This is a genomic window from Archangium minus, assembly GCF_044360475.1.
Lineage (GTDB): Bacteria > Myxococcota > Myxococcia > Myxococcales > Myxococcaceae > Archangium > Archangium minus.
Genome location: NZ_CP043494.1, coordinates 7,953,335 through 7,975,259, shown reverse-complemented (window position 1 = coordinate 7,975,259; position 21,925 = coordinate 7,953,335). Strand labels below are relative to the sequence as shown.

The 21,925-nt window shown below is 67.5% G+C and carries 13 protein-coding genes; 6 read left to right on the top strand and 7 right to left on the bottom strand.

Features of this window, described 5'->3' with window-relative positions:
• The first annotated feature begins 542 nt into the window (after positions 1 to 542).
• On the top strand, positions 543 to 2,765 hold the full coding sequence (locus F0U60_RS32305) for a RelA/SpoT family protein (protein ID WP_395805635.1): 2,223 nt from the start codon (positions 543 to 545) through the stop codon (positions 2,763 to 2,765).
• Positions 2,766 to 2,950: 185 nt separating this feature from the next.
• On the top strand, positions 2,951 to 3,337 hold the full coding sequence (locus F0U60_RS32300) for a RidA family protein (protein WP_395805633.1): 387 nt from the start codon (positions 2,951 to 2,953) through the stop codon (positions 3,335 to 3,337).
• Between the two features lie 97 nt (positions 3,338 to 3,434).
• Here the strand turns inward: F0U60_RS32300 and F0U60_RS32295 are convergent, their stop codons facing one another.
• The 3 genes from F0U60_RS32295 to F0U60_RS32285 all read right to left on the bottom strand — a co-directional run bounded on the left by F0U60_RS32295 (position 3,435) and on the right by F0U60_RS32285 (position 7,454).
• Positions 3,435 to 5,408, bottom strand: a complete 1,974-nt coding sequence (locus F0U60_RS32295) for a DsbA family protein (protein ID WP_395805631.1) — start codon at positions 5,406 to 5,408, stop codon at positions 3,435 to 3,437.
• Positions 5,409 to 5,739: 331 nt separating this feature from the next.
• Complete coding sequence (locus tag F0U60_RS32290; RefSeq protein WP_395805629.1) at positions 5,740 to 6,654, bottom strand: ABC transporter ATP-binding protein; 915 nt, start codon at positions 6,652 to 6,654, stop codon at positions 5,740 to 5,742.
• On the bottom strand, positions 6,651 to 7,454 hold the full coding sequence (locus F0U60_RS32285; protein ID WP_395805627.1) for an ABC transporter permease: 804 nt from the start codon (positions 7,452 to 7,454) through the stop codon (positions 6,651 to 6,653). Before F0U60_RS32285 ends, F0U60_RS32290 begins: the two co-directional genes overlap by 4 nt.
• Positions 7,455 to 7,593: 139 nt before the next feature.
• Between F0U60_RS32285 and F0U60_RS32280 the strand changes: the two genes are divergently transcribed.
• A complete protein-coding gene (locus F0U60_RS32280; RefSeq protein ID WP_395805625.1) occupies positions 7,594 to 9,051 on the top strand; it encodes a penicillin-binding transpeptidase domain-containing protein in 1,458 nt (485 codons plus the stop codon).
• 218 nt (positions 9,052 to 9,269) lie between these two features.
• Here the strand turns inward: F0U60_RS32280 and F0U60_RS32275 are convergent, their stop codons facing one another.
• Positions 9,270 to 10,442 (bottom strand): DUF4388 domain-containing protein, encoded by a 1,173-nt coding sequence (locus tag F0U60_RS32275; protein WP_395805623.1) that lies wholly within the window; start codon positions 10,440 to 10,442, stop codon positions 9,270 to 9,272.
• A 21-nt stretch (positions 10,443 to 10,463) separates the two neighbouring features.
• On the opposite strand from F0U60_RS32275, the gene F0U60_RS32270 reads away from it, so the two are divergent.
• The 3 genes from F0U60_RS32270 to F0U60_RS32260 all read left to right on the top strand — a co-directional run bounded on the left by F0U60_RS32270 (position 10,464) and on the right by F0U60_RS32260 (position 13,538).
• Positions 10,464 to 10,742 (top strand): glutaredoxin family protein, encoded by a 279-nt coding sequence (locus F0U60_RS32270; protein ID WP_395805621.1) that lies wholly within the window; start codon positions 10,464 to 10,466, stop codon positions 10,740 to 10,742.
• Positions 10,743 to 10,864: 122 nt separating this feature from the next.
• On the top strand, positions 10,865 to 11,815 hold the full coding sequence (locus F0U60_RS32265; RefSeq protein ID WP_395805619.1) for a diguanylate cyclase: 951 nt from the start codon (positions 10,865 to 10,867) through the stop codon (positions 11,813 to 11,815).
• Positions 11,816 to 11,885: 70 nt separating this feature from the next.
• Positions 11,886 to 13,538 carry a sigma 54-interacting transcriptional regulator gene (locus tag F0U60_RS32260; protein ID WP_395805617.1) on the top strand — a complete coding sequence of 551 codons (1,653 nt, stop codon included), beginning with the start codon at positions 11,886 to 11,888 and terminating at the stop codon, positions 13,536 to 13,538.
• A 357-nt stretch (positions 13,539 to 13,895) separates the two neighbouring features.
• Here the strand turns inward: F0U60_RS32260 and F0U60_RS32255 are convergent, their stop codons facing one another.
• From F0U60_RS32255 to F0U60_RS32245, 3 genes are read right to left on the bottom strand one after another with little or no spacing between them, the layout of a single operon-like run.
• The gene (locus F0U60_RS32255; RefSeq protein WP_395805615.1) at positions 13,896 to 15,098 is read right to left on the bottom strand and encodes a cytochrome P450; all 1,203 of its coding nucleotides are present in this window, start codon (positions 15,096 to 15,098) and stop codon (positions 13,896 to 13,898) included.
• Positions 15,095 to 16,609, bottom strand: coding sequence for a condensation domain-containing protein (locus F0U60_RS32250; protein ID WP_395805613.1), 1,515 nt, complete (start codon positions 16,607 to 16,609; stop codon positions 15,095 to 15,097). The genes F0U60_RS32255 and F0U60_RS32250 overlap by 4 nt, the downstream gene beginning before the upstream one ends.
• The gene (locus tag F0U60_RS32245; protein WP_395805610.1) at positions 16,606 to 21,750 is read right to left on the bottom strand and encodes an amino acid adenylation domain-containing protein; all 5,145 of its coding nucleotides are present in this window, start codon (positions 21,748 to 21,750) and stop codon (positions 16,606 to 16,608) included. The genes F0U60_RS32250 and F0U60_RS32245 overlap by 4 nt, the downstream gene beginning before the upstream one ends.
• Positions 21,751 to 21,925: the final 175 nt, after the last annotated feature.

Genomic DNA, 21,925 nt, shown 5'->3' with positions numbered 1-21,925 from the left:
TGAGACGGGCGCGGCAGCTGGTTTGGGTGCCAACGATGGTGGCACCGCCGGGTGTGGCGCTCCAGCGGGGCGCGTCAGGGGCAGGGGGGCCGCCGGGCCACGGGGGGCGGCCACACCTGGCGCGGGACGCGCAGCCAGGGGGATGCCTCCGGCTCCGCCGACGGGGGGCGGGGTGCGCGCGGCCGGACGCAGACCGGGCGGGGCGTCGGGCGAACGGATGGCACTTGAAGGGGCCCGGGATACACCCGAGACTGGCTTGCCCACGGAGGAGGCGGGCATGGCTCGGTGAGGTGGCGGCTTTGCCGTGGCCGGCGCCTCGCTCAGCGAGGTGCCGCAGCTCGCGCACACCTCCGCACGGGGCGGATTGTAGCCGTCACAGTTCGGGCACACCACGGCGAGAGCAGACAGCAGGAGCTGTGACATGGGCAGATCGACTCTAGAAGTGGGCGCAACACGGGGTCAACGAAAGCGCATCTCGCGCAAATCCCAAGGTCCTGACATTGCCCCCCCTGAGGGCGGCAGTTAGCATTGCTGACGATTCGATGATTCGCCTCAACGACATCCTCCAGCGGGTTGCCTCCTATCATCCGGACCCCGATCTGGACATCATCAAGAAGGCGTACGTCTACTCGGCCAAGGTGCACCAGGGCCAACTACGCAAGTCGGGTGAGCCCTACCTCATCCATCCGCTCGAGGTTGCTGGGCTCCTCGCCGAGTTGAAGCTGGACGAAGCGTCCATCGTCACCGGCCTGCTCCACGACACCATCGAGGACACGCTCGCCACGGCCGAGGAGCTCACCGAGCTCTTCGGCCCTGAGGTCGCCCAGTTGGTGGACGGCGTGACGAAGCTGTCCAAGTTCTCGGCCTCTGCCACCCTCTCACAAGAGGAGAAACAGGCCGAGAACTTCCGGAAGATGATCATCGCGATGGCGCAGGACATCCGCGTCATCCTGGTGAAGCTAGCGGACCGCACCCACAACATGCGGACCCTGGACCACATGTCCGAGGAGAAGCAGCGGAGGATCGCCCAGGAGACCCTGGACATCTACGCCCCGCTGGCCAACCGCCTGGGCATCAGCTGGATCAAGACCGAGCTGGAGGACTTGTCCTTCCGCTACGTGAAGCCCCAGGACTTCTTCGCGCTCCAGGACAAGCTCAACAAGCGCAAGAAGGAGCGGGAGAAGTACATCGAGGATGTCAGCACGCTCATCCAGAACAAGCTGGAGGATCGTGGCCTGAAGGGCGACGTCAGCGGCCGCTTCAAGCACGTCTACAGCATCTACAAGAAGATGAAGTCGCAGGGGATCGAGTTCGAGCAGATCCACGACATCATCGCCTTCCGCATCATCATGTCCTCGGTGCCTAGCTGCTACGAGGCGCTGGGCCTGGTGCACCAGCTGTGGAAGCCGGTGCCGGGACGCTTCAAGGACTTCATCGCCATCCCCAAGCCCAACATGTACCAGTCGCTGCATACGACGGTGATTGGTCCGCTGGGCGAGCGCATCGAGGTGCAGATCCGCACTCCGGAGATGCACAAGGTGGCCGAGGAAGGCATCGCGGCGCACTGGGCGTACAAAGAGGGCAAGACGCCCAGCGTCAGCAAGGACGACGAGAAGTTCGCCTGGCTGCGCCAGCTCATGGAGTGGCAGCAGGACCTCAAGGACCCCAAGGAGTTCCTGGAGACGGTGAAGGTGGACCTCTTCACCGACGAGGTCTTCGTCTTCACCCCCAAGGGGGACGTGAGGAGCCTGCCGCGGGGTGCGACGCCGGTGGACTTCGCCTACGCCATCCACTCGGACGTGGGCGGCCGGTGCGTGGGCGCCAAGGTGAACGGGAAGATCGTCCCGCTGCGCTACAAGCTGAAGAACGGGGACACGGTGGAGGTGCTCACCAGCCCCCAGGCGCACCCGTCCAAGGACTGGCTCACCTTCGTCAAGACGAGCCGGGCCCAGCAGCGCATCCGTGGCTTCATCAAGCAGCAGCAACGCGAGAAGAGCCTTCAACTGGGCCGCGAGCTGCTGGAGCGGGAGCTCAAGCGCTACCAGCTCAACTTCAACCGGCTGCTGAAGAATGGCGAGCTGAAGAAGACCTGCGAGGAGCTGGGCTACCGAGTGGAGGACGACCTGCTGGTGGCCCTGGGCTACGGCAAGGTGGTGCCCAACCAGGTGATCTCCCGCGTGGTTCCACCGGAGAAGCTGGCGGCCTCGACAGGAGAGAGCAAGGGCTCCGCGACGTCCGGGGAGAGCCAGGCCTCCTCTTCCAGCAGCAGCATGCTGCCGGGCCTGTCTCGCGTCACCGACTTCGCCAAGAAGCTGGTGGGGAAGCAGAACAGCAGCGGGGTGCAGATCGGCGGCGTGGACGACGTGTTGGTGCGCTTCGGTCGATGTTGCAACCCGGTGCCGGGAGACCCCATCGCGGGCTTCATCACCCGAGGCCGGGGCGTGACGGTGCACACGGTGGGCTGCGACAAGGCGCTGGCCACGGATCCCGAGCGTCGGGTGGACGTGTCGTGGGACGTGCGCGGCGACTTCAAGCGTCCCGTCACGCTGCGCGTGCTCACAGCGGACCGGACGGGCCTGCTCGCGGACATCTCCAACACCTTCTCCAAGAAGGGCGTCAACATCTCCCAGGCCAACTGCCGGGCCACGGGGGATGATCGCGCGGTGAACACCTTCGAGGTCACCATCTCCGATCTCAAGCAGCTCACCGATCTGATGCGCACCATCGAGCGCCTCCCGGGCGTCTACTCCGTCGAGCGCATCTAACCGTGCACCTCCTCCCTCTCCCTCTGGGAGAGGGTCGGGGTGAGGGTCTGTGACGAAGCCAGTGCAGTGCCCCGTTCGCACAGCGACGAAGCCATAGGGCAGGGGGTTGGCCGCTCGCCGGGCTGGTGGTAGAGCCGCCGCGGATGCGCGGCCGCTCCTGGCCGCCTCACCTTGGAGGTGAACGCATGGCTCGCAAGATTGTGCACTCCGACGACGCGCCCAAGGCGATCGGTCCCTACTCGCAGGCGGTGCAGGTGGACGCCGGGAAGATGACCTTCCTCTCCGGGCAGATTCCGCTCGACCCGAAGACGATGAACATCGTGGAGGGGGACGTCATCGACCAGGCCGAGCAGGTGATGAAGAACCTGAGTGCGGTGCTGAAGGCCGCGGGCCTGGACTTCTCCCACGTGGTGCGCAGCACCATCTTCCTCACCGACCTGGGCGACTTCACCAAGGTGAACGAGGTCTACGGCCGCTACTTCACCGGCGCGCCCCCCGCGCGCGTCACCGTGCAGGTGGCCGCGCTGCCCCGTGGCTCCAATGTGGAGATCGACGCCATCGCCGTGTCCTGACGCGTGCGAGGAGGGGGGGGAGGAAGACCCCCGCAAAGAGAAAGGCCGCCGGACCCGCTTCGGTCCGACGGCCTTTTTCATTCAGGCGGGGCGGGGACTACTTCTGGTCCGCGGCGACCGTGCCCTTCTTCTTCAGCTCCTCATCGATGACGCGCTTGAAGGCCTCGGCGGGCTGAGCACCGACGAGCGAGCGGCCGTTGATGAAGAAGGTGGGGGTGCCGTTGACGCCCACGCGGGAGGCCTCGCTCATGTCGGCGGTGACCTGCGCGTCGTACTTGTTGCTGTCGAGCGCGGCCTTGAACTGGTTCATGTTCAGGCCCAGCTCCTGGGCGTACTTCTCGAGGGAAGCGCGGTCCAGCGCACGCTGATTGGCGAACAGCTTGTCGTGGTACTCCCAGAACTTGCCCTGCTCGTGGGCGGCCATGGCGGCCATGGCGGCGGGCTTCGCGTTCGCGTGGAAGGGCAGCGGCTGGTGCTTGAAGGCCACGCGGACCTTGCCCTTGTACTCGTCCTCAATCTGCTTGAGCGTGGGCACCACGCGGCTGCAGAACGGGCACTCGAAGTCGGAGAAGGCCACGATGGTGACGGGGGCGTTCTTCGGGCCACGCGCCGGGGCGTTGCCAACCTCGATGTTCTGCACGGGCGGCTCGGCCGGGGCCTGCGCCTGGGGAGCAGAGCCGTTGGACTTCACGCCCTCCTCGATGAGCTTGGCGTACAGGTCGCCCTGCTTGGTGCCGGAGGCCAGCAGCTTCTCGGCGCGAGCCTTCTCCTCCTCGATGATCTTCTTGAAGTTGTCGAAGGGCTGGGCGCCCACGAACTCACGGCCGTTGACGAAGAACGTCGGGGTGCCATTGGCGCCCACCGCGGCGCCGGCGGCGGAGTCCGCCTCCACCTTCGCGCGGAACTTGCCGGAGTCGAGCGCGGCCTTGAACTGGTTCATGTTCAGGCCCAGTTCCTGGGCGTACTTCTCGAGGGAAGCGCGATCCAGGGCGCGCTGATTGGCGAACAGCTTGTCGTGGTACTCCCAGAACTTGCCCTGCTCATGGGCGGCCATGGAGGCCTCGGCGGCGCCCTTGGCGTTCGGGTGGAAGGACAGCGGCTGGTGACGGAACACCACGCGCACGTCCTTGGCGTACGTCTCCTTGATCTGCTTGAGCGTGGGACCCACGCGGCTGCAGAAGGGGCACTCGAAGTCGGACCACTCGACGATCGTCACCTTGGCGTCCTTCGGGCCGAAGGAGGGGGCGTCGTCAGGCACGTCCACCTTGCGGTAAGCCTGGGCGGGAGCCTCGGGCTGCTGCGCGGCCTTGGAGGGAGCGGACTCCACACCCTTGGCCATGATGGCGGCGTACACCTGGCTCGCCGGGGTGCCCGAGCGCGTCAGGGCCTCGGCCTTGCCGAGCTCCTCGTCGATCAGCGTCTTGAAGTTGGCGATCGGCTGCGCGCCGGAGAGGAAGCGGCCGTTGATGAAGAAGGCCGGGGTGCCGTTGGCGCCGAGCTTGCCAGCCAGGGCCTGATCACGGTCCACGATGGCCGACAGCTTGGGGCTGGCCATGTCCGCCTTCCAGCGGGTGATGTCCAGGCCGAGCTGGCTCGCGTACTTCTCCAGGTCCGCGTCCTCGAGCGCCTTGCTGTTGGCGAAGAGAATCTCGTGGTACTCCCAGTACTTGCCCTGCTCACCGGCGGCCAGCGCGGCCAGCGCGGCGGGCTTGGCGCGCGGGTGGAAGGAGAGCGGGTTCTGCTTCATGACCACGCGCAGCTTGCTGCCGTAGTCCTTCTGGAGCTGCTCCACCGTGGCGTTCGCGCGGGAGCAGAACGGGCACTGGTAGTCGGAGAACTCGACGAGCGTGACGAGCGCGTCCGCGTTGCCCTTCACAGGCGAGCCGTCGATGGGCACCTTGAAGACGGTGGGGTCCACCGGCCGGGCATTCGGACGGGGCGCGTTGGCGGCGGCGGCCGCCGTGGGCTTGTTGCCAGCGGCATTGGTCGTGGGGCTGCCGGTGAAGGCACGGCCACCAACGAACCCCAGCACCAGGCCCACCAGCAGGGCCACGATCACATTGGGTTTCATGAGTCTGTTCAGCTCCTCGTACGTCGTCAGGTCCGACTGCGGTCCCGGGCTTTGATCAAGTCAGCAAGGCGCGGGTAGATAACAGAGCCCGTTCCGAGCACGCAAGGCGACGCAGGCGTACCCGGCCGGGTGAAGACACCACCCAGGGCCCCGAAAACACGAAGCTTTTTGGCAATAATTCCCCCAGCACCTGCGCCGTCCAGGCCCGCAGGGCAGGTGGAGATGCATGAGGGGGAGCGGGTTGCCATCGGCTCGTGAGTGACACGAGCGGACCCGGAGTTTCATCCGGAATTTCCGACGGGATTTTCTTCCGCTCCTGGGTGCCTGCTTCCTAGGTGAGCTGCAGCACCCGCTCCTCCAGCCGGTGGCCCCGCGAGACGCCGAGGATGAGCACCCCCGTCTGCAGCAGGTGGCCCACCACGCGGCTGATGACTTCCTCGGGTTTGTGGTTCTGACCGTCGAAGCGGACGTGCAGGAGCGTCTCGCCCTCCATGCGTGCGGAGGTGACTCCCGGGAGCGCATGGAGCTCCGGGATGATGACGGTGCCGCTGGCCACCTGGACGCGGAACTCGGCGGTCTGGCTGGTGAGCTCGGCCATGGTACCGGCCTGGGCCAGCCTGCCCCGATCGAGGATGGCCGCCGCGTCGCACAACTGCTCCAACTCCTGGAGGTTGTGACTGGAGACCACCACCGTCGTGTGTTGGTCCCGCAGCTCCCGGATGACCTGACGCACCTGGTTGGCGATGCGTGGATCCAACCCGGCGGTGGGCTCGTCGAGCAGCACCAGCGGCGGCTTCCCCATGAGCGCCTGTGCCAGGGCCGCGCGCTTGGCCATACCGTGCGACAGCGCGTGCGTGTCCACGCCCCAGGCCTCCATGAGGCCCACCTTCTCGAGCGACCCGCGCGCCTCCTGCTCAGGCCTGTCCAGACCGCTCAGCCGCGCCCAGTAGGTGAGCAGCGGCCCCACCTTCCAGCCACCGGGCAGCACCGCGTCCTGGGGTAGCACGCCGAGCTTCCCCTTGAGGGCCCCATCCACCCACGGATTCACGCCCATCACGCGCAACGTGCCTCCGGAGGGACGCAGGTAGCCGCACATCATGGAGAACGTGGTCGTCTTCCCAGCGCCGTTGGGGCCGATGAGTCCGTACACCTGGCCCCGCTGCACGGTGAGGCTCACTCCATCCACCGCGCTCTTGGCGCCAAAGCGCCGGGTGACGTTGACGAGATCGATGGCCGGCTCGCTCACAGGTCCCTCGTGCGCAGGGCGGTGTAGGCGCCACCCAGGAAGAGCAGCGCGAAGACGACATAGGCCAGGGCGCTCCCGCCGAACTGCAGGGGCTCCGGGTCGAGCAGCTTCGTGCAGTAGTTCATGGGCGACAGGTAGCGGATGGACTCGAGCGGATGGCCCTCTTCGCGGCCGAACCACAGGCCTGCCAGCCAGAAGCAGAAGGAGAGCAGGATGAAGATGAAGTTGAAGACCAGGCTCACCGCGGGGGTGGAGGTGAAGCTGGAGCACAGGGTGGTGAGCGCCAGGAAGGCCAGGGAGAAGACCATGGTCCCCGCCCAGAACCGGAGCAGGTTGAGGAAGAAGGTGCCGAAGCCGAAGCCCGGCGTCGATAGCCACGCGTAGACGCAGAGGATCAGATCGAGCGCGAGTACCAGGCCCAGCAGGATCGTGGTCTGGGCGAGGAACTTGCCCAGCAGCACCGATGAGCGGCGGGCGCGCACGGTAAGGTAGCGGATGGAGCGCGGGCCCACCTCTCCGCTCAGTTGGTCGAAGCCCATCAACGCGACATAGAGGGGCAGGAAGAGGATGCTGAGGTAGAAGACCACCACCACCAGGGTGGGCATCTGCTCGGAGGGTGCGAGCACGCCGCCGGCTTGCTCCGCCATCTGCTGGATCCAGGCGCGCAACAGGGCCCCCACCAGCAGCACCGCCAGGGAGATCAAGCTGTAGAGCCCAAGCAGAACCACCGCGCGCGCGCTGCTCACGGTGCGACGGCACTCGGCGCTCCAGATGACCGCGGTCTCTTTCAGTACGTTCAAGGCGGTCGGACCCTATCGGGCCCAGCAGGGGCTCGCCAGGATTCTTGCTCTCCAGGGGAACTTGGGCGGGAGAATGGACGTCTTGTGTGGGGCAGGTACCATGCCTCCCCCCCAACCCCCTCCCGCGAGACGGTTCCGTATGACGCTCTCCCGCGCCTTTCCGGCGATGCTGCTCCTTCCCGTGTTCCTCTTGCTCGTCGGTGCGGACGAAGGGAGCGCCCAGGATGCAGGCCAGGATGGAGGAACGACGCCGGGGGCCGAGGCCGCGCTCCTGGATGCTGGGACGCCTGGCTCCCCAATCGCCGAAGTGGCGGAGCCGCCTGATGCCGGGGTGATGCTGGGGCTCGTTCCGCCCGTGCCGGTGCCCTCGCGCGAGCAGGACCCGCCCTTCGCCCGCTTGCGCTCGCTGTCCATGAAGCAGGACGTGCTCGCCCGGGCGAAGAAGGATGCCCAGGGGCGACTGGTGGTGCCGGGGCCCCAGGGCAACGTGCCGCTGACCATCGACCCGACGCTCCAGTCGCAGCTCACCCACATCCTCACGGACTACCAGGTGCCCTACGGCGCCGTGGTGGTGCTGGATCCCTCCACGGGCCGTGTGCTGGCCATGGCCGAGCACTCGCAGGCGCAGCCGGGCTTGCGCGGGCTGTCCACGCGCGCTGTCTTCCCCGCGGCGAGCATCTTCAAGATTGTCACGGGCGCCGCGCTGCTGGAGGCCGGCGTCACCCCCATGGAAGAGACGTGCTTCCACGGCGGCAAGCGGCGGCTCTCCGAGAAGCTGCTGGAGGACAGCTCGCGCGATGGCCAGTGCCACTCGCTGGCCGAGGCGATGGGCAAGAGCGCCAACGTCATCTTCGCCAAGCTGACGCAGCGCTACCTGTCGCCCGATGCGCTGAAGCACGCGGCGGCTCGCTTCCGCTTCAACCGGGAGATCTCCTTCCCCGTGCCCACGGACGTGTCGCTCGCCTCCGTGCCGGACAGTGACGAGTTCCGCTTCGCTCAGACGGGCGCGGGCTTCGGGGACGTGTACCTGTCGCCGCTGCACGGCGCGCTGCTGGCGTCCGTGGCGGCCAACAAGGGAGTCTGGAGGGAGCCCATCCTCTTCGAGCCCGACGCCAACGCGGCGCCCCCGGCCGGCGAGCAGGTGCTGTCGCCCGAGGTGGCTCGAGACCTGACGACCCTCCTGGAGGCGACGGTGACCAAGGGCACCGCGCGCCGCACCTTCCGCGAGCGGGGCATGGGGGTGCCGGGCGCGGTGGGCAAGACGGGGACGTTGGCGGACCGCAAGCCCTTCCGGGACTACTCGTGGTTCGTGGGCTTCGCGCCCAAGGACAATCCGAAGGTGGCGGTGGCGGCCGTGATCGTCAATGAGCCGCTTTGGCGCATTCGAGCCACGTGGCTTGGCCGCGAGGCCATGCGTCTGGGCCTGGCGCGCCTGCCTCCGGGCTCCCTGACCCCCGCGAAGGACGAGGCCACGCCCGCGGAGGAGGTTCCGGCGGAAGAGGAGTCCTCGGACGAGGAGCTGCCTGCTGAAGAGGTGGCCGGACCCCCCGCCACGCCCACCGCTCCGGGCGCGAAGGCGGCGATGACAGGACCCTGAGAGCATCCCTGCCGCGACTACCGTGTAGGTCCCCTCTCCCCCTGGGAGAGGGCTAGGGTGAGGGTATTTCCTCCCCGTGTTCCTGAATGGGACTGGGGTTCTAGCGCGGGCCTCGAGAGAACCGTCCGTCACCACGTGAGCCGATGCACACACTGGCTACGGGTGCACGCGGGTGACGACTACCCTCACCCCCCGCCCTCTCCCAGAGGGAGAGGGAGCTACCGCGGGGTGAGCTTCACCAGCCCCGTGTCCACGAAGGCTCGGAAGTACTTCAGCGCCTCCAGCTCCTTCAGCGGAGACACGCTGATGATGGTGCCCAGGTCTCGCTTGCCATCGATGCGTGACAGCAGGTAGCGCTCGGGGGCGCTGAGCTGCGTCGTCTTGAGTTGCGCCGTCGAAACCAGCAGCGAAGGCACCTGGGGCTTGTCCAGCATCTCCCGGCGCAGCGCCCCCAGCAGCGCGGCCTCCGCCGAGCGCAGCAGCGCCTCCGTCTCTGGCGTGGCCGACATCTCGTGCGCCCGACGCGCCAGCGCCTCCCCGTCCCGGAAGTTGCCGTTCTCGAGGAACGACTGCGCCGCCTGGATGACCTCGGCCGTGGGTGACTCGGCGCCGATCACATCCACGTCCACCACCTGCGCCTCGCCCTCGTCCTCGGACAGCGCGGGCCGCTGACGCCCCGCAGGCGGCGTGCTCTGCACCTTCACCGCCTCCAGTCGATAGAGCGCGTACAGCCGCTGGTACACCAGGAAGTCCGAGGCGTGCAGCACCTTGGTCATCTCGTCGAGCGTCAGCCCCTCGCGGATGCGCTTCACCAGCTTCGCGTCCAGCGTGCCTGGCTTGGGCGGCTCGGGCAGCCGGCTCTCATCCATCGTCAGGTACAGGTTCCCCGAGGGAAAGGCCCCCCGGATGGCTTGCCATGCTGTCTCGCGGAACTCGCCCTCCCGGTGGATGTCCGTCAGCTCCACACGAGCCTCCACCCCCTCCACCTCAGGCACCGCGCCCGCGTCGAAGGAGAACTCGCCCTCCTCCCAACGGAACATGTCCAGCAGTGTCTCGCGGAACTTCAGGTTGAGCGTGCCGCGGACTGTCTGCTCGGGCACCAGCCCCGCCATCACCAGAATTTTCCCCAATGGCACCCGCGTCTCGCGCTGGGTGGCGTAGGCCCTGCTGAAGTGCTCCTCGGTCAGGTGCCCCATGTTGATGAGGAACTGGCCCAGGAACTCGCGCGGCTGGTTGGAGCTGGCGCTCAGCACCTGCCCATCACGCAGCAGGATGAGCTTGCGCACGCCTGCTCGCATGACCCTCAGGGTTCCAGAGGCTCGCCGGCTGCCCAGGTACGCGACGAGATCCTTCAAAGGCATCGTCGAGAAGTCACCTGACAGACCGCGCATTGCGTCACATCCTTCGACCGAATGATTGTCCGACTCTACTCGAAACCCAACTGTTCCCTCTGTGACCAGGCCAAGGGAGTACTGGAGCGTCTACGCGAGCGCATCCCCTTCGACCTGGTGGAGGAGGACATCCGGGCCGATCCCGCCACCTTCGCTGCCTGGCGGTACGACATTCCGGTGGTCATCATCGACGGCCGTGACACCTTCAAGCACCGCCTGGTGGAATCGGAGGTCGAGGCGAGTCTCCTTCGGGTGACAAATGGCACGCCAGTTGCTGATTCAGGTGCGCACGAGGAGTAAGTCCCTTCCCACCCCCAGGAAAAACAAGGGGATGGAAAGGGCAGGGGTGGGTAGGACTGTAAACCTGGGAAGTACGCCGGAGGAACGATGAGGAAAAAGGTTCTGGCCGGACGGGGGACACGGTGGCGTTGAGGCGCAAGCACAAAAGGGCGGAGCAGCCGCTGACGGTGCTGGTGGTGGAGCCGCGAGCGGGAGACCTGGAGAGGACTCGGGTCGTTCTGGGCGAGGCGGGCTTTCGGGTGGTGCCAGTGACGCGCTTCGACGCGGCGGGGCCACTGTTCGAGGCCATCCGCCCGGACGCGGTGGTGCTGGCGGCCCAGCCGCCGGACTACGCGGCGATTGCGGTGGCGCGACGGCTGCGGCAGATGGGCCGGGGCGCGGTGCCCATGCTGTACCTGGTGGACTCCGACGATCCGGACACGTACCGCTGCTGCTTGGAAAAGGGGCTGTGCGTGGACATCGTGCCGCGCTCCGGTTCGGGCGAGGAGTTGGTGCTGCGGCTGCGGGCCCAGCTGCGCCTGAAGGCGGCGGTGCGCCGGGCGATTGTCCCGGAGGACGCGGGCTCGGCGGCACTGCATGATCCGCTCACCGGGCTGTACACCCGTGCCTTCTTGCTGGAGCTCATTGCTCTGGAGATGCGGCGGACCGAGCGCTTCGGGGGCACCTTCTCGGTGGTGACGGGGTCGCTCGACGATTTCCGCGCCCTGCGCAAGGCATCCGGTCGGCCGCTGGCCGAGCGCCTGCTCGTCTACAGCGCCGTGGTGTTCGGCCAGACGGTGCGCGAGGCGGACATGGTGGCCCGGGTGGGTGAGGAGGAGTTCGCGGTGCTGTTGCCGGGAACTCCGGCGGAGGGCGTGCCGGACGTGATGGCGCGCGTGAGCGAGCGCTTCGCCCTGGCCCGCTTGCAGGTGGAGGGACGGGTGCTGCGCCCCTCGTTGACGCTGGGCGCGGTGAGCTATCCGGACGTGGTGGGGACGCCCGTGCAGTTGCTGAGCAGCTCGTTGCAGGCCCTTCGCAGGGCTCGCGAGGAGCGCCGGGGAGCAGGGGCGGCGGGGATGGGACTGACGGTTTGACGAGGGGCGGACCCGAGAGGGACGTCCCACGGAGTGAATCGAGATGGACAGGGTGAGGGGAGGCGAGGGGATGGATCGGATCGCGGTGCTGGTGGTGGACGACGAGGAGCAGGTGCGGACGTTCCTCGCCGAGCTGCTCAGCAGCTCGGGGTACCAGGTGCGCTGCGCGTCGAGTGGCTCCCAAGCACTGGAGATGCTCTCCGGTGGCTCGTTCGACGTGGTGCTGCTGGACGTGATGATGCCGGAGATGAGCGGGCTCGAGGTGCTGCGGCGCTACCGGGCCTCCGGTGGTGGCGCGCCCGTCATCGTGCTCTCGGCCCTTTCGGGGGCTGAGGACGCCATGCGCGCCATGAAGCTGGGTGCCAGCGACTATCTGTCCAAGCCCTTCAGCAATGACGAGCTGGAAGATGCAATGAGCCGGGCCCTGGGCAGCCGCATGCCGGCGCGGCAGGGCTCCGCGGGCGCACAGGTGGCGAGCGCGGCGACCAAGGAGGAGTCGAGCGGGGAGCGTGTCCTCATCTCGCACTCGCCGGCCATGCGCCGGGTGCGCGCGCTGGTGGAGCGCATCGCGGACACGGACGTGCCCGTGCTGCTGCTCGGCGAGTCCGGTACGGGCAAGGAGGTGATTGCCCGCGAGGTCCACGCGCGCAGCAACCGGCGCAACCGGCCGTTCATCAAGGTGAACTGCGCGGCGCTGCCGGGCGAGTTGCTGGAGAGCGAGCTCTTCGGTCACGAGCGTGGCGCCTTCACCGGCGCGACGGCGGAGAAGCCGGGCAAGTTCGAGCTGGCGGACCAGGGCACCATCTTCCTGGACGAGATTGGTGAGATGGCCATCCGGCTGCAGGCCAAGCTGCTGCAGGTGCTGCAGGACGAGGAGTTCTTCCGGGTGGGTGGCAAGAAGAGCGTCCGGGTGGACAGCCGCGTGGTGGTGGCGACGAACCGTGACCTGGAGCGGGAGATCGAGCTGGGCAACTTCCGCGAGGACCTGTTCTACCGCCTGAACGTGGTGGCCATCCGGCTGCCGGCGCTGCGCGAACGTCCCGAGGACATTGTTCCGCTGACGGACCACTTCCTGAAGAAGTACGGGCGGCAGTACATGAGCGGGGTGGCGGAGCTGCCGCCCGAGGTGCTTCGAGCCTTCACCGAGTACGAGTGGCCGGGCAACGTGCGCGAGCTGGAGAACATGGTGCGCCGGCTGTGCGTGCTGAAGGATCCGACGCTGGTGCTGGACGAGCTGCGAGCCGGGGGCAGGGCGCCGGCGAGCGCGCCCTCGCTGCCGACGTCCTACGCGGGAGACGGGGACGTGGAGCCTCCGGCGCCGACGATCCGGGTGCCGGTGCCCGCGACGATGCCGGCGATGCCAGCGGTGACGGCGGCGGGAGCGGGCGGCTCGGTGCAGGTCCTGGAGATGCCGTCGCGAGGAGTGGTGCCGCCGGTGGAGGTGCCGGTGAATCAGGTGGCACCGGTGCGCTACGCGAATCCATTCGACGTGCCACAACCTCCGCCTCCGCCGCCGAGCGTGCCGGAGGGGGAGATGTCGCTGAAGGACATCGGCAAGCGAGCGGCGATGCTGGCCGAGCGCGAAGCAATCCTGGCGATGCTGCAGCGGACGGCCTGGAACAAGAGACGAGCGGCGGGCAAGTTGCGCATCAGCTACAAGGCGCTGCTCTACAAGATCAAGGAATGCGGCATCGTGGACCCGAGGGCCACAGCCGAATTCTGACCCTAAGAGTTAGACCCTCTCCCTCTGGGAGAGGGACGGGGTGAGGGTATAGAGGATCCCAGGTTGGCTCGGGACGAAGGTTCTCGGCGCTCCCCGTCATGTTCAGACGGGTAGCAGGCCCCATGCACATAGGGTGCATGGGGCCATTTTTATTGGGCTCAAGCCAGGCGAGCTCATCCGCGGGAGGACAACGGGGCCACCTGTCCCTTGTGTCCCCAGGCCTTCACCGCGCGGTAGAGCTCGAAGCCCCCCAGTCCCCCCAGGCCAAGCTTTGGCGCGGCCATGAGGAGCCCGAGATCGCAGGGACATGGGGCGGGAGCCTAGACAACTCCCGGGGGGCTAGTAAGCGAGGGCGGGCTACCAGGTGACCGGCATCTCGTGCGCACCGAGCAGGTTGTCGTTCTGCTTGAAGGGGATGTCCTCGAGGGGCACGGCCAGTCGCAGGGTGGGGACACGTCGGAACAGCGTGGGGAACATCACCTCGAGCTCAATGAAGGCGAGCGCGCGTCCCGTGCACAGGTGAATGCCATGGCCGAGGGCGAGGTTGCGGTGCGGTGTACGGTGGATGTCCAGGCGGTCCGGGTCGGGGAAGACCGTCTCATCGCGGTTGGCCGAGTCTATCTGGACGATCACGCCTTCACCGGCGCGGATGAGCTGGCCACCGAGGGTGATGTCCTCCGTGGCGACCCGTTGCCTGCCGCTGTGTGAGACGGTGACGTAACGCAGGAGCTCCTGGATGGCCGCGGAGAGCTGGCGCGGATCATCCGCTACCGCAAGGAACTCGCCGAGCTGGGCCGGATCGAGCAACAGCGCCAGCGTGCCCATGCAGACCATGTACGCGGTCGGTCCATGCCCGGCGTGGAACAGCATCTGGAACATGGCGGCTGCGTCCTGCGGGCTCAGCGCTCCCTTCAGCACGTGCTCGGCCACGACGCGGCCGACGAGCGTGTCGCTGGGGTTGCGCATGGTCTCGTCCACCAGACGTTCGAAATAGCGTTCCATCTCGTCCAGTGCTTGTCCGGCCGCCTCCTTCGGCGAGTCCCGGGACCCGATCGTGCAACTGAGGTTGTGCAGGTGCACGTGGTCGTCGTGGGATACGCCGAGCAGCTCGCAGATGACGCGAATGGCCACGGGGAGCGCGAAGGCCGCCATCAGGTCGGTGGGCCTTGGCCCGGCCAGCATCGTGTCGAGAGTCTCGTCGACGATGCTTTGGATCCGCGGTCGAAGGGTCTCCATCCGCCGTGGAGAGAACTCCTGCACGAGCATGGCCCGCTGAACCCGGTACTCCGAGTCGGAGCGGAATGCGAACGGCAGGGTCCGCTCCAGCCGAGCAGCCGACGCGGGCGATGTGTGGGGGAGTCCCGGCAGCCGGAAGTCCATGCTCAGCCGCGGGTCGCCAAGGGCCGCGTAGGCGTCCTCGTAGCGGGTGATCAGCCACGGTGTGCTGCCGTCCCACGCCCGAACACGAGTGATCGGGGCCTCTTGCCTGAGGCGCTTGTACTCGGCCGGAGGGTCCAGCGGGCACCGCCAGTTCTTGGGCAACGGATAGGAATCGCTCATCGTGACGCTCCTGATGAATCAAGCAGGGCGGCGGCTCCGGCCACCGTTGGGGTTGCGTACAGCTCTCGCAGTCCGATGTGCCGGTTGAGCTCGGCACGTACGCGGACTGCGATGTCGACCAGTTGCAGGGAATGGCCGCCGAGACGGAAGAAGTCATCGTGCGGACCGACGGTCTCGACACCCAGCACGTCGGCGAAGATCCGGGTGAGAGCCCGCTCCGTCGTGGAGCGCGTGGGCAGCAGTCGAGACACCGGCACACCCGGAGCAATGGCGCGCAGGACCTCCACGTAGGCCGACAGCAGGCCATCGACGAAGCGGGTGTCGAACACACTCTCGTCGAACTCGGCCCAAGCGACGGCCCTACCGTCGGAGGTCTCCTCGATGCGAAGGGTGAGCTCGAACTTGGCGGTGGGGAAGTCTTGCAGGTGTTCCGTCACCGAGCAGCCGTGCAGCGCCAGCGCACCGATTGTACCCACCGGGTGGTAGGCGAAGTTGACCTGCACGACTGGTGACCGGGTGGGGTCTCTCGGTGGGGCGAGCTCGACGACGAGCTGCTCGAAGGGCAGATCCTTGTGCACGTGGGCGGTGACCGTGGCCTTGGCCACCCTGACGAGCAGCTCGCGGAAGTCGGGGTCCCCACTCAGGTCGACCCGCAGCACGACGGTGTTGACGAAGAACCCGAGTACGCGCTCGAGCTCGGGCAGGTCGCGGTTGGCCACGGCCAGACCGAGCAGGACTTGCTGCCTGCTCGCGAAGTGCCCGAGCACGACCCCCCAGGCCGCGGCCAGAACCGTGAACACGGTCTGACGCTCGGCACTCGCGAACGCGTGCACCGCAGCGGCGAGCTCGGTGGGGAGCGCGCGATGCAGGCGCCGCCCTCGCCCCAGCGCGCGGCGGGGTGGGACGAGGTCCAGCATGAGCGGGAGTCCGGACAGGTGCTGACGCCACCATCGCGACAATTCCGCGCGCCGCTGCTCGGTGAGCTGCTCCCGCTGCCATGCCGCCCAGTCCGCGTATTGCACGGGCAGCTCGGGCAAGCTGGCGGGCTCACCGAGAACCGCCGCTCGGTAGAGGATGGCCAGCTCCTCGAAGAGGAGCTCCTGCGAACAGCCGTCAGCCACCAGAAGATGCGCCGAGAACACGAGGAAGTGCATCTCCGGAGCCAGCCGGAGCACGGCGATCCGCAATAGCGGACCGTGCTCAATGTCGAACGGCTGGGACACGAAGGCTTCCGCGTGCCGCAGTGCCTCGGGTTCGTCCGTTACATCGAGGACGCGCACGTGTCCGCGTCCTTCTGGCAACACGTGTTGGTGCGTACCGAGTGGAAAGACGGTCCGCAGCGATTCATGCCGGGCCACCAGTGCGTCCACTGCCGTGCGCACGGCGTGGGTCTCCAGCGGACCCGTCACCCGGAAGCAGCGGGCCGAGCTCTGCGCGAACCCCGAGGGATCGAGCCAGTGCAGGAAACACAGCCGCTGCTGGGCGAAGGACATCGGGAACACGGTCGTCATGCGCGCGGCCGCCTCGCGATGGTGGGCCGCGCGAGCGGCAAGGTGGAGAGCGCGGCGGCCAGTTGCGCAACGGTCGGGCCCTCGAAGAGCGTGGCGAGACCGAGCTCCCGGCCGGTGGCCCTGCTCAGCCGCGAGGCGAGCTTCAGGGCCAGCAAGGAATGCATGCCCAGCCCGAACAGGTTGTCGTGGACTCCGACCGGGTCCACCTTCAACAGCTCGGCGACGACTGCGGCGATCCGGGCCTCGCTCTCGTTCCTCGGTGCCGTGAACGGCGCGTCTGCTTCCCCCTGTGGCGTTGGCAGGCGGGTCCGGTCGAGCTTGCCCTGGGTGGTCAACGGCCACGCGTCGAGAACCATGACAACCTCGGGCACGAGATGTCCGGGCAACCTGCGCGCCACCGCCTCGCGCACGGCCTGGCCGGACACCGCCGACCCCTGCGCGGCCAGGACGTAACCGACGAGCCGCAACTCGTCACCCATCCGAGCGGCGACCACGACGGCGTCGATCACCTCGGGGTGAGTGGCCAATGCAGCCCGCACCTCGGCCAGTTCCACCCGGACGCCGCGGATCTTCACCTGTTCATCGCGGCGGCCCAGGAACTCGAGCACCCCACCGGGGAGCCACCGGCCCAGGTCTCCGGTGCGGTACATCCGGTCCTCTGGTGACGACCCGAACGGATTCGCCACGAACCGCTCGGAGGTGAGCTCCGGCATGCCGCGGTATCCACGCGCGACGACAGGCCCTCCGATGCAGATTTCTCCGACCACGCCTGGTGGCACCACCTGCAGGTGCTCGTCGAGCACGACGAGTTGGGAGTTGGGCAGTGCTCGGCCAATGGGCACACTGGCTCCCTCGACATCGTGCCAGTCGTCGAGCCGTTGACCGCTGACGACGATGGTCGCCTCGGTCGGGCCATAGGCGTTCGTCACCGCCGTGACGCCCCTGCGCCGCAGCGCGCGGAATGCCTCAGGGGAGACGACATCTCCCCCGACCAGGACCTGCTCCAGGTGGTCGAATACTTCCGGGACTTCCGCCACCAGCGGGTGGAAGACCGCGGGCGTGAACAGGGCATGGGTGATCGCGTTGTGGGTGACGCACCGCAACAGGCCATGCATGTCCCAGCCGGGCTGCAGGAAGTGGATCGCGGCGCCGTTCATCAGCGGCCCCCAGTACTCCAGCACCGACACGTCGAAGGCGGGCGACGCAATGGCCAACATCGTCTTGCCCGGCACCAGGTCCATCGTGTTCGTCCCGTGCAGACGGGCCACGACCGAGCGATGCTCGATCTGGACTCCCTTGGGTCTGCCGGTGGACCCGGACGTGAACATGACGTAGGCAAGGTCGGTGGGCGCTCCCGAGGGCAGCGGGATACCGGGCGTGTCGGGGACATCGTCCAGCAACACGATGGGGATGCCCGAGGGGACCCGATCCACCAGCCCCGCTGTCGTGACCACGGCTCGTGCCTCGGCGTCCCGAACGAGCCTCTCCAAGTGGGACGAAGGGTGGTTGGGCTCCAGCGGCAGGTAGGCCGCACCCGACTTGAGGACCCCCAGTTGTGCCATGACGCGCTCAGCCGAGTGCGGTGCGAGCACCGCCACCAGTTCCTCCCGGTCAATCCCCATCCCACGGAGATGACGCGCCAGCCGTCCCGCCCGATGCGTGAGCTCGCGGTAGGACATCGGCGAGGCACCTGATGTCACCGCGGGGGCGTCCGGGATGAGTTGGGCCCAGTGTTCGACGAGGTCGGGTATCCACTCCGCCGGTGCGTCACGCCTGGGGCCCGAGGAGATGAGCGCCCGCTGCTCCGCGTCGTCCAGCAGGGACAGTCTCGACACCGGGGTGTCCGGAGCGGTGGTGATGGCGTGGAGCAGCTTCTGGTACGCGGACAACATCCCGGAGATGAAGAACTCCTCGAACAGGTCGGAGTCGAACTCCCAGGCGAGAAGGATCCCCGAGAGGGACGAGCGTGGGCTGGGACGCACCGGAGCGTCGGACTGGGGGATGTGCACCACGTCTCCGGCCAGCCTGCTGATGTGCCCCGGCTCGGCGTAACGGGGCACCGCGATGACGCTCAGCTCGAACTTGGCCGAGCCGTTGCTGAGGCCTTCGATGACGGAGACCTCGAGCGGGGCCGCACCGAGCGCACCCGGCGTTGTGTCGTGGAAGCTGAACATGGCCTGGATCAACGGGTTGAGCCCGCCGTGATGCCGTGCGGGCGACTCCGCGAAGATCATCTCGTACGGCAACTCCTGGTTGTCGTAGACCTCCAGGGAGGTTCGCCGCACCCGCGCCAGGAACTCCTCGAACGTGGGGTCTCCGTGCAACCGGCCACGTATCACGACATTGTTGACGAACATTCCCAGCAGGTTCTCGGTGTCCTGCCAGCGCCGGTTGGCGACAGCGGAACCGACGAGGATGTCCCGTGAGCCGGTGTACCTGTGCAGCAGGACGAAGAACGCCGCGAGGAGTGTGGTGAACAGGGACGTGTTGTTCCGGTCCGCCAGGTCCTGCAGACGGCGCGCGAGCTCGCCGTCAAGCTCCATTCGGGGCGCCATGCCGCGGAACTTCCTCGACCTGGGCTCCGTGCGGCGGGGGAGTTGGAGCACGGTCTCAGCGCCTTCCAGCTCCTGGCGCCAGAAACGGCGCTGCGCCGCCGCGGCCTCGGTGCCGCACCACTCCCGCTGCCATCGCGCATAGTCGGAGTACTGCACGGGCAGCTCCGGACGCCGCACCTCGCCGTGTCGCACGAAGTCGGCGTAGCCATCGAGCAGATCGCGGACGAAGACGAGGAACGACCAGCCGTCATGCACGATGTGGTGCTCGACGTGCACGAAGATGTGCTCGTCCGCGCGGAGCCTGAGCAGCAGCCAGCGGAACGGCCTGCCGTCGGAGAGCGAGAACGGCGCCTGGACCATGTCGCGAACAGCCTCACCGACCAGAGTCTCCTGCTGGGCTTCGCCTGCGCCGCTGAAGTCCCGCAGCGGGACCTCTACATCCCAGGGCGGATCCACCTCACACCGGAGCTCTCCGTCCACCTCGATGAAACGCGTGCGCAGCGCGCTGTGGCGCCGGACGATGTCGGTCAGACTGGCGTGCAGCGCGGCGATGTCCAGTTCACCCGCGAGTCTGAGCACCGCTTGCGTGTGGTAGGCCTTCGCGTCCGGGTTGAGCTTGTGCATCAGCCACACCCGCTGCTGGGCGTAGGACGGAGCGATCTCCGCGCCGGGTTCAGCCACCCGCGGGCCCCGCTCCACTGCGTCGTGCCGCTCACCGAGCCGTGCCGCGATCTCAGCAACCGTGGGGGCCTGGAGAACGGCACTCAGCTCGAGGTGCACCCCCATCGCGCTGCGCACCCGGGCGACGAGCTGGGTGGCGAACAGGGAGTTTCCGCCCAGCTCGAACAGGTTGTCCTGCACCCCAACCCCATCCATTCCGAGCAACTCCGCCGCGATCCTCGCCAGCGCCTCTTCCACGGGCGTGCGCGGCGGCTGATAGCCAGTGCCTTCCGGCCGTTGTGGCCGAGGCAGCCGGGTGCGGTCGACCTTGCCGCTTGTGGTCAGCGGCCACTCGTCGACCGACGCGATCACATCCGGTACCAGATAGCCGGGCAGGTGACGGCGGAGCTCGGTGCGCACCGCGTCGACAGACAGCACCGTTCCAGCGGCCGGTATCACATAACCCAGGAGCCGCTCACCTCGTCCGTCGATGACGGCCACAGCGTCACGGACGCCCGGTAGCGCGAGCAGTGCTGACTCGACCTGGCCCAATTCGATGCGCGCACCGCGGACTTTGACCTGGTTGTCGCGCCGTCCGAGGAACTCGATGGTCCCGTCCGCCAGTTGCCTGCCTCGATCGCCGCTGCGATACAGCCGGCTTCCTGGCACCGGGCTGAACGGATCCGGAACGAACCGTTCGGCGGTGAGGCCGGGCTGTCCCAGATACCCGCGCCCGACACCGTCCCCACCGATGCAGATCTCGCCCGGAGCTCCGTCGGGAACGGGTCGCCAGTGCTCGTCGAGGATGACGACGTGCCAGTTGGAGAGGGGACGGCCAATGGGCACCCGCTCGCCGTTCTGGGTCCCCACGGTGTGCAGCGTGCTGGCCACCGTCACCTCCGTCGGGCCGTAGCCGTTGATGAAGCGGTGGCGCGCCGCCCATTCCCGAGCGGTCTCCGGGAGGCACACGTCACCGGTGCTCATCACCACCTGAAGGTCAGAGAACCGGCCCGGTTGCAGTGTGCGCAGGACTGTCGCGGGCAGCACTACGTGGGAGATCCGGCGGGTTCGTAGCACCTCGGCCAGCGGCTCACCGCCGATCTGCGAGGCGTCGAGGGTCTCCAGACGACCGCCGTTGGCCAGCGCCATCAGTATGTCGAACAAGGCGCCGTCGAAGGCCGGGTGGGCGAATTGCAGCACGCGCGTGTCCGGCCCCAGCGCTCCCAAGTAATCCCGCTGGGCGTGGAGCAGATGGGAGACACCCCGATGTTCGAGCATCACCAGCTTGGGCTCACCGGTCGAACCGGACGTGCAGATGATGTACGCCAGATCTTCGGGAGCGAGCGTCGCCTCGGCTGCTGCCTCCTCGAGCGTGGGAACGGGGGTGGGGGAGAGGGGAGCGCTGCCGAGGTCGAGGTGGGGCACGCCCGGCACGGCGCTGGCCTGCGACAGACTCACCACCAGCGTCGCCCCCGCCCTCCGAATGACGTCCTCACGCCATGCCGCAGGGTGCGCAGGGGCCAATGGGAGATAGGCCGCACCGCTCCGCCAGATGGCGATCGCGGTCTCGACGAAGGCGGGCCCACGGTCCATCACGACCGCGACCACATCACCGTTCCCAATCCCCCTGGCTCGCAGCATTCCGGCAAGGGTACGGGTCCGCTCCCGCAGCTGAGCGTAGGTCACTTCGACGACCGCGTCCGCTATCGCGACACGATCAGCATGTCGCCTCCATTGCTGCTCGAGCACATCCAACACCGACCGCCACGGTCCATGGTCGATCCTGTTGTCTTGCACGCGCGCTGCCAGCCGCGCATCATCCATGCCCTCTGGAGGTATATTCCCGGCGTGAGCATCTCCTATCGCCCATGGGCTCTTCAGTCGCAGGCTGGACAGCAGTCTTTCGTATTCTGTTCCGGTGACCATGCTGGACAGAGGGGGAAGGCGGGTTGGCTGTTAAGACTGACAATCACTTCAACATCACGGGCCACCCAACCCATGCCCGGCATGGGGTAGGGTCATTCAAAGACATGTCACGCGTGATGGAGCTGGCGCACAGACGCTTCACGGACTGTCTCAGAACGACAGGGTGAATACTTCA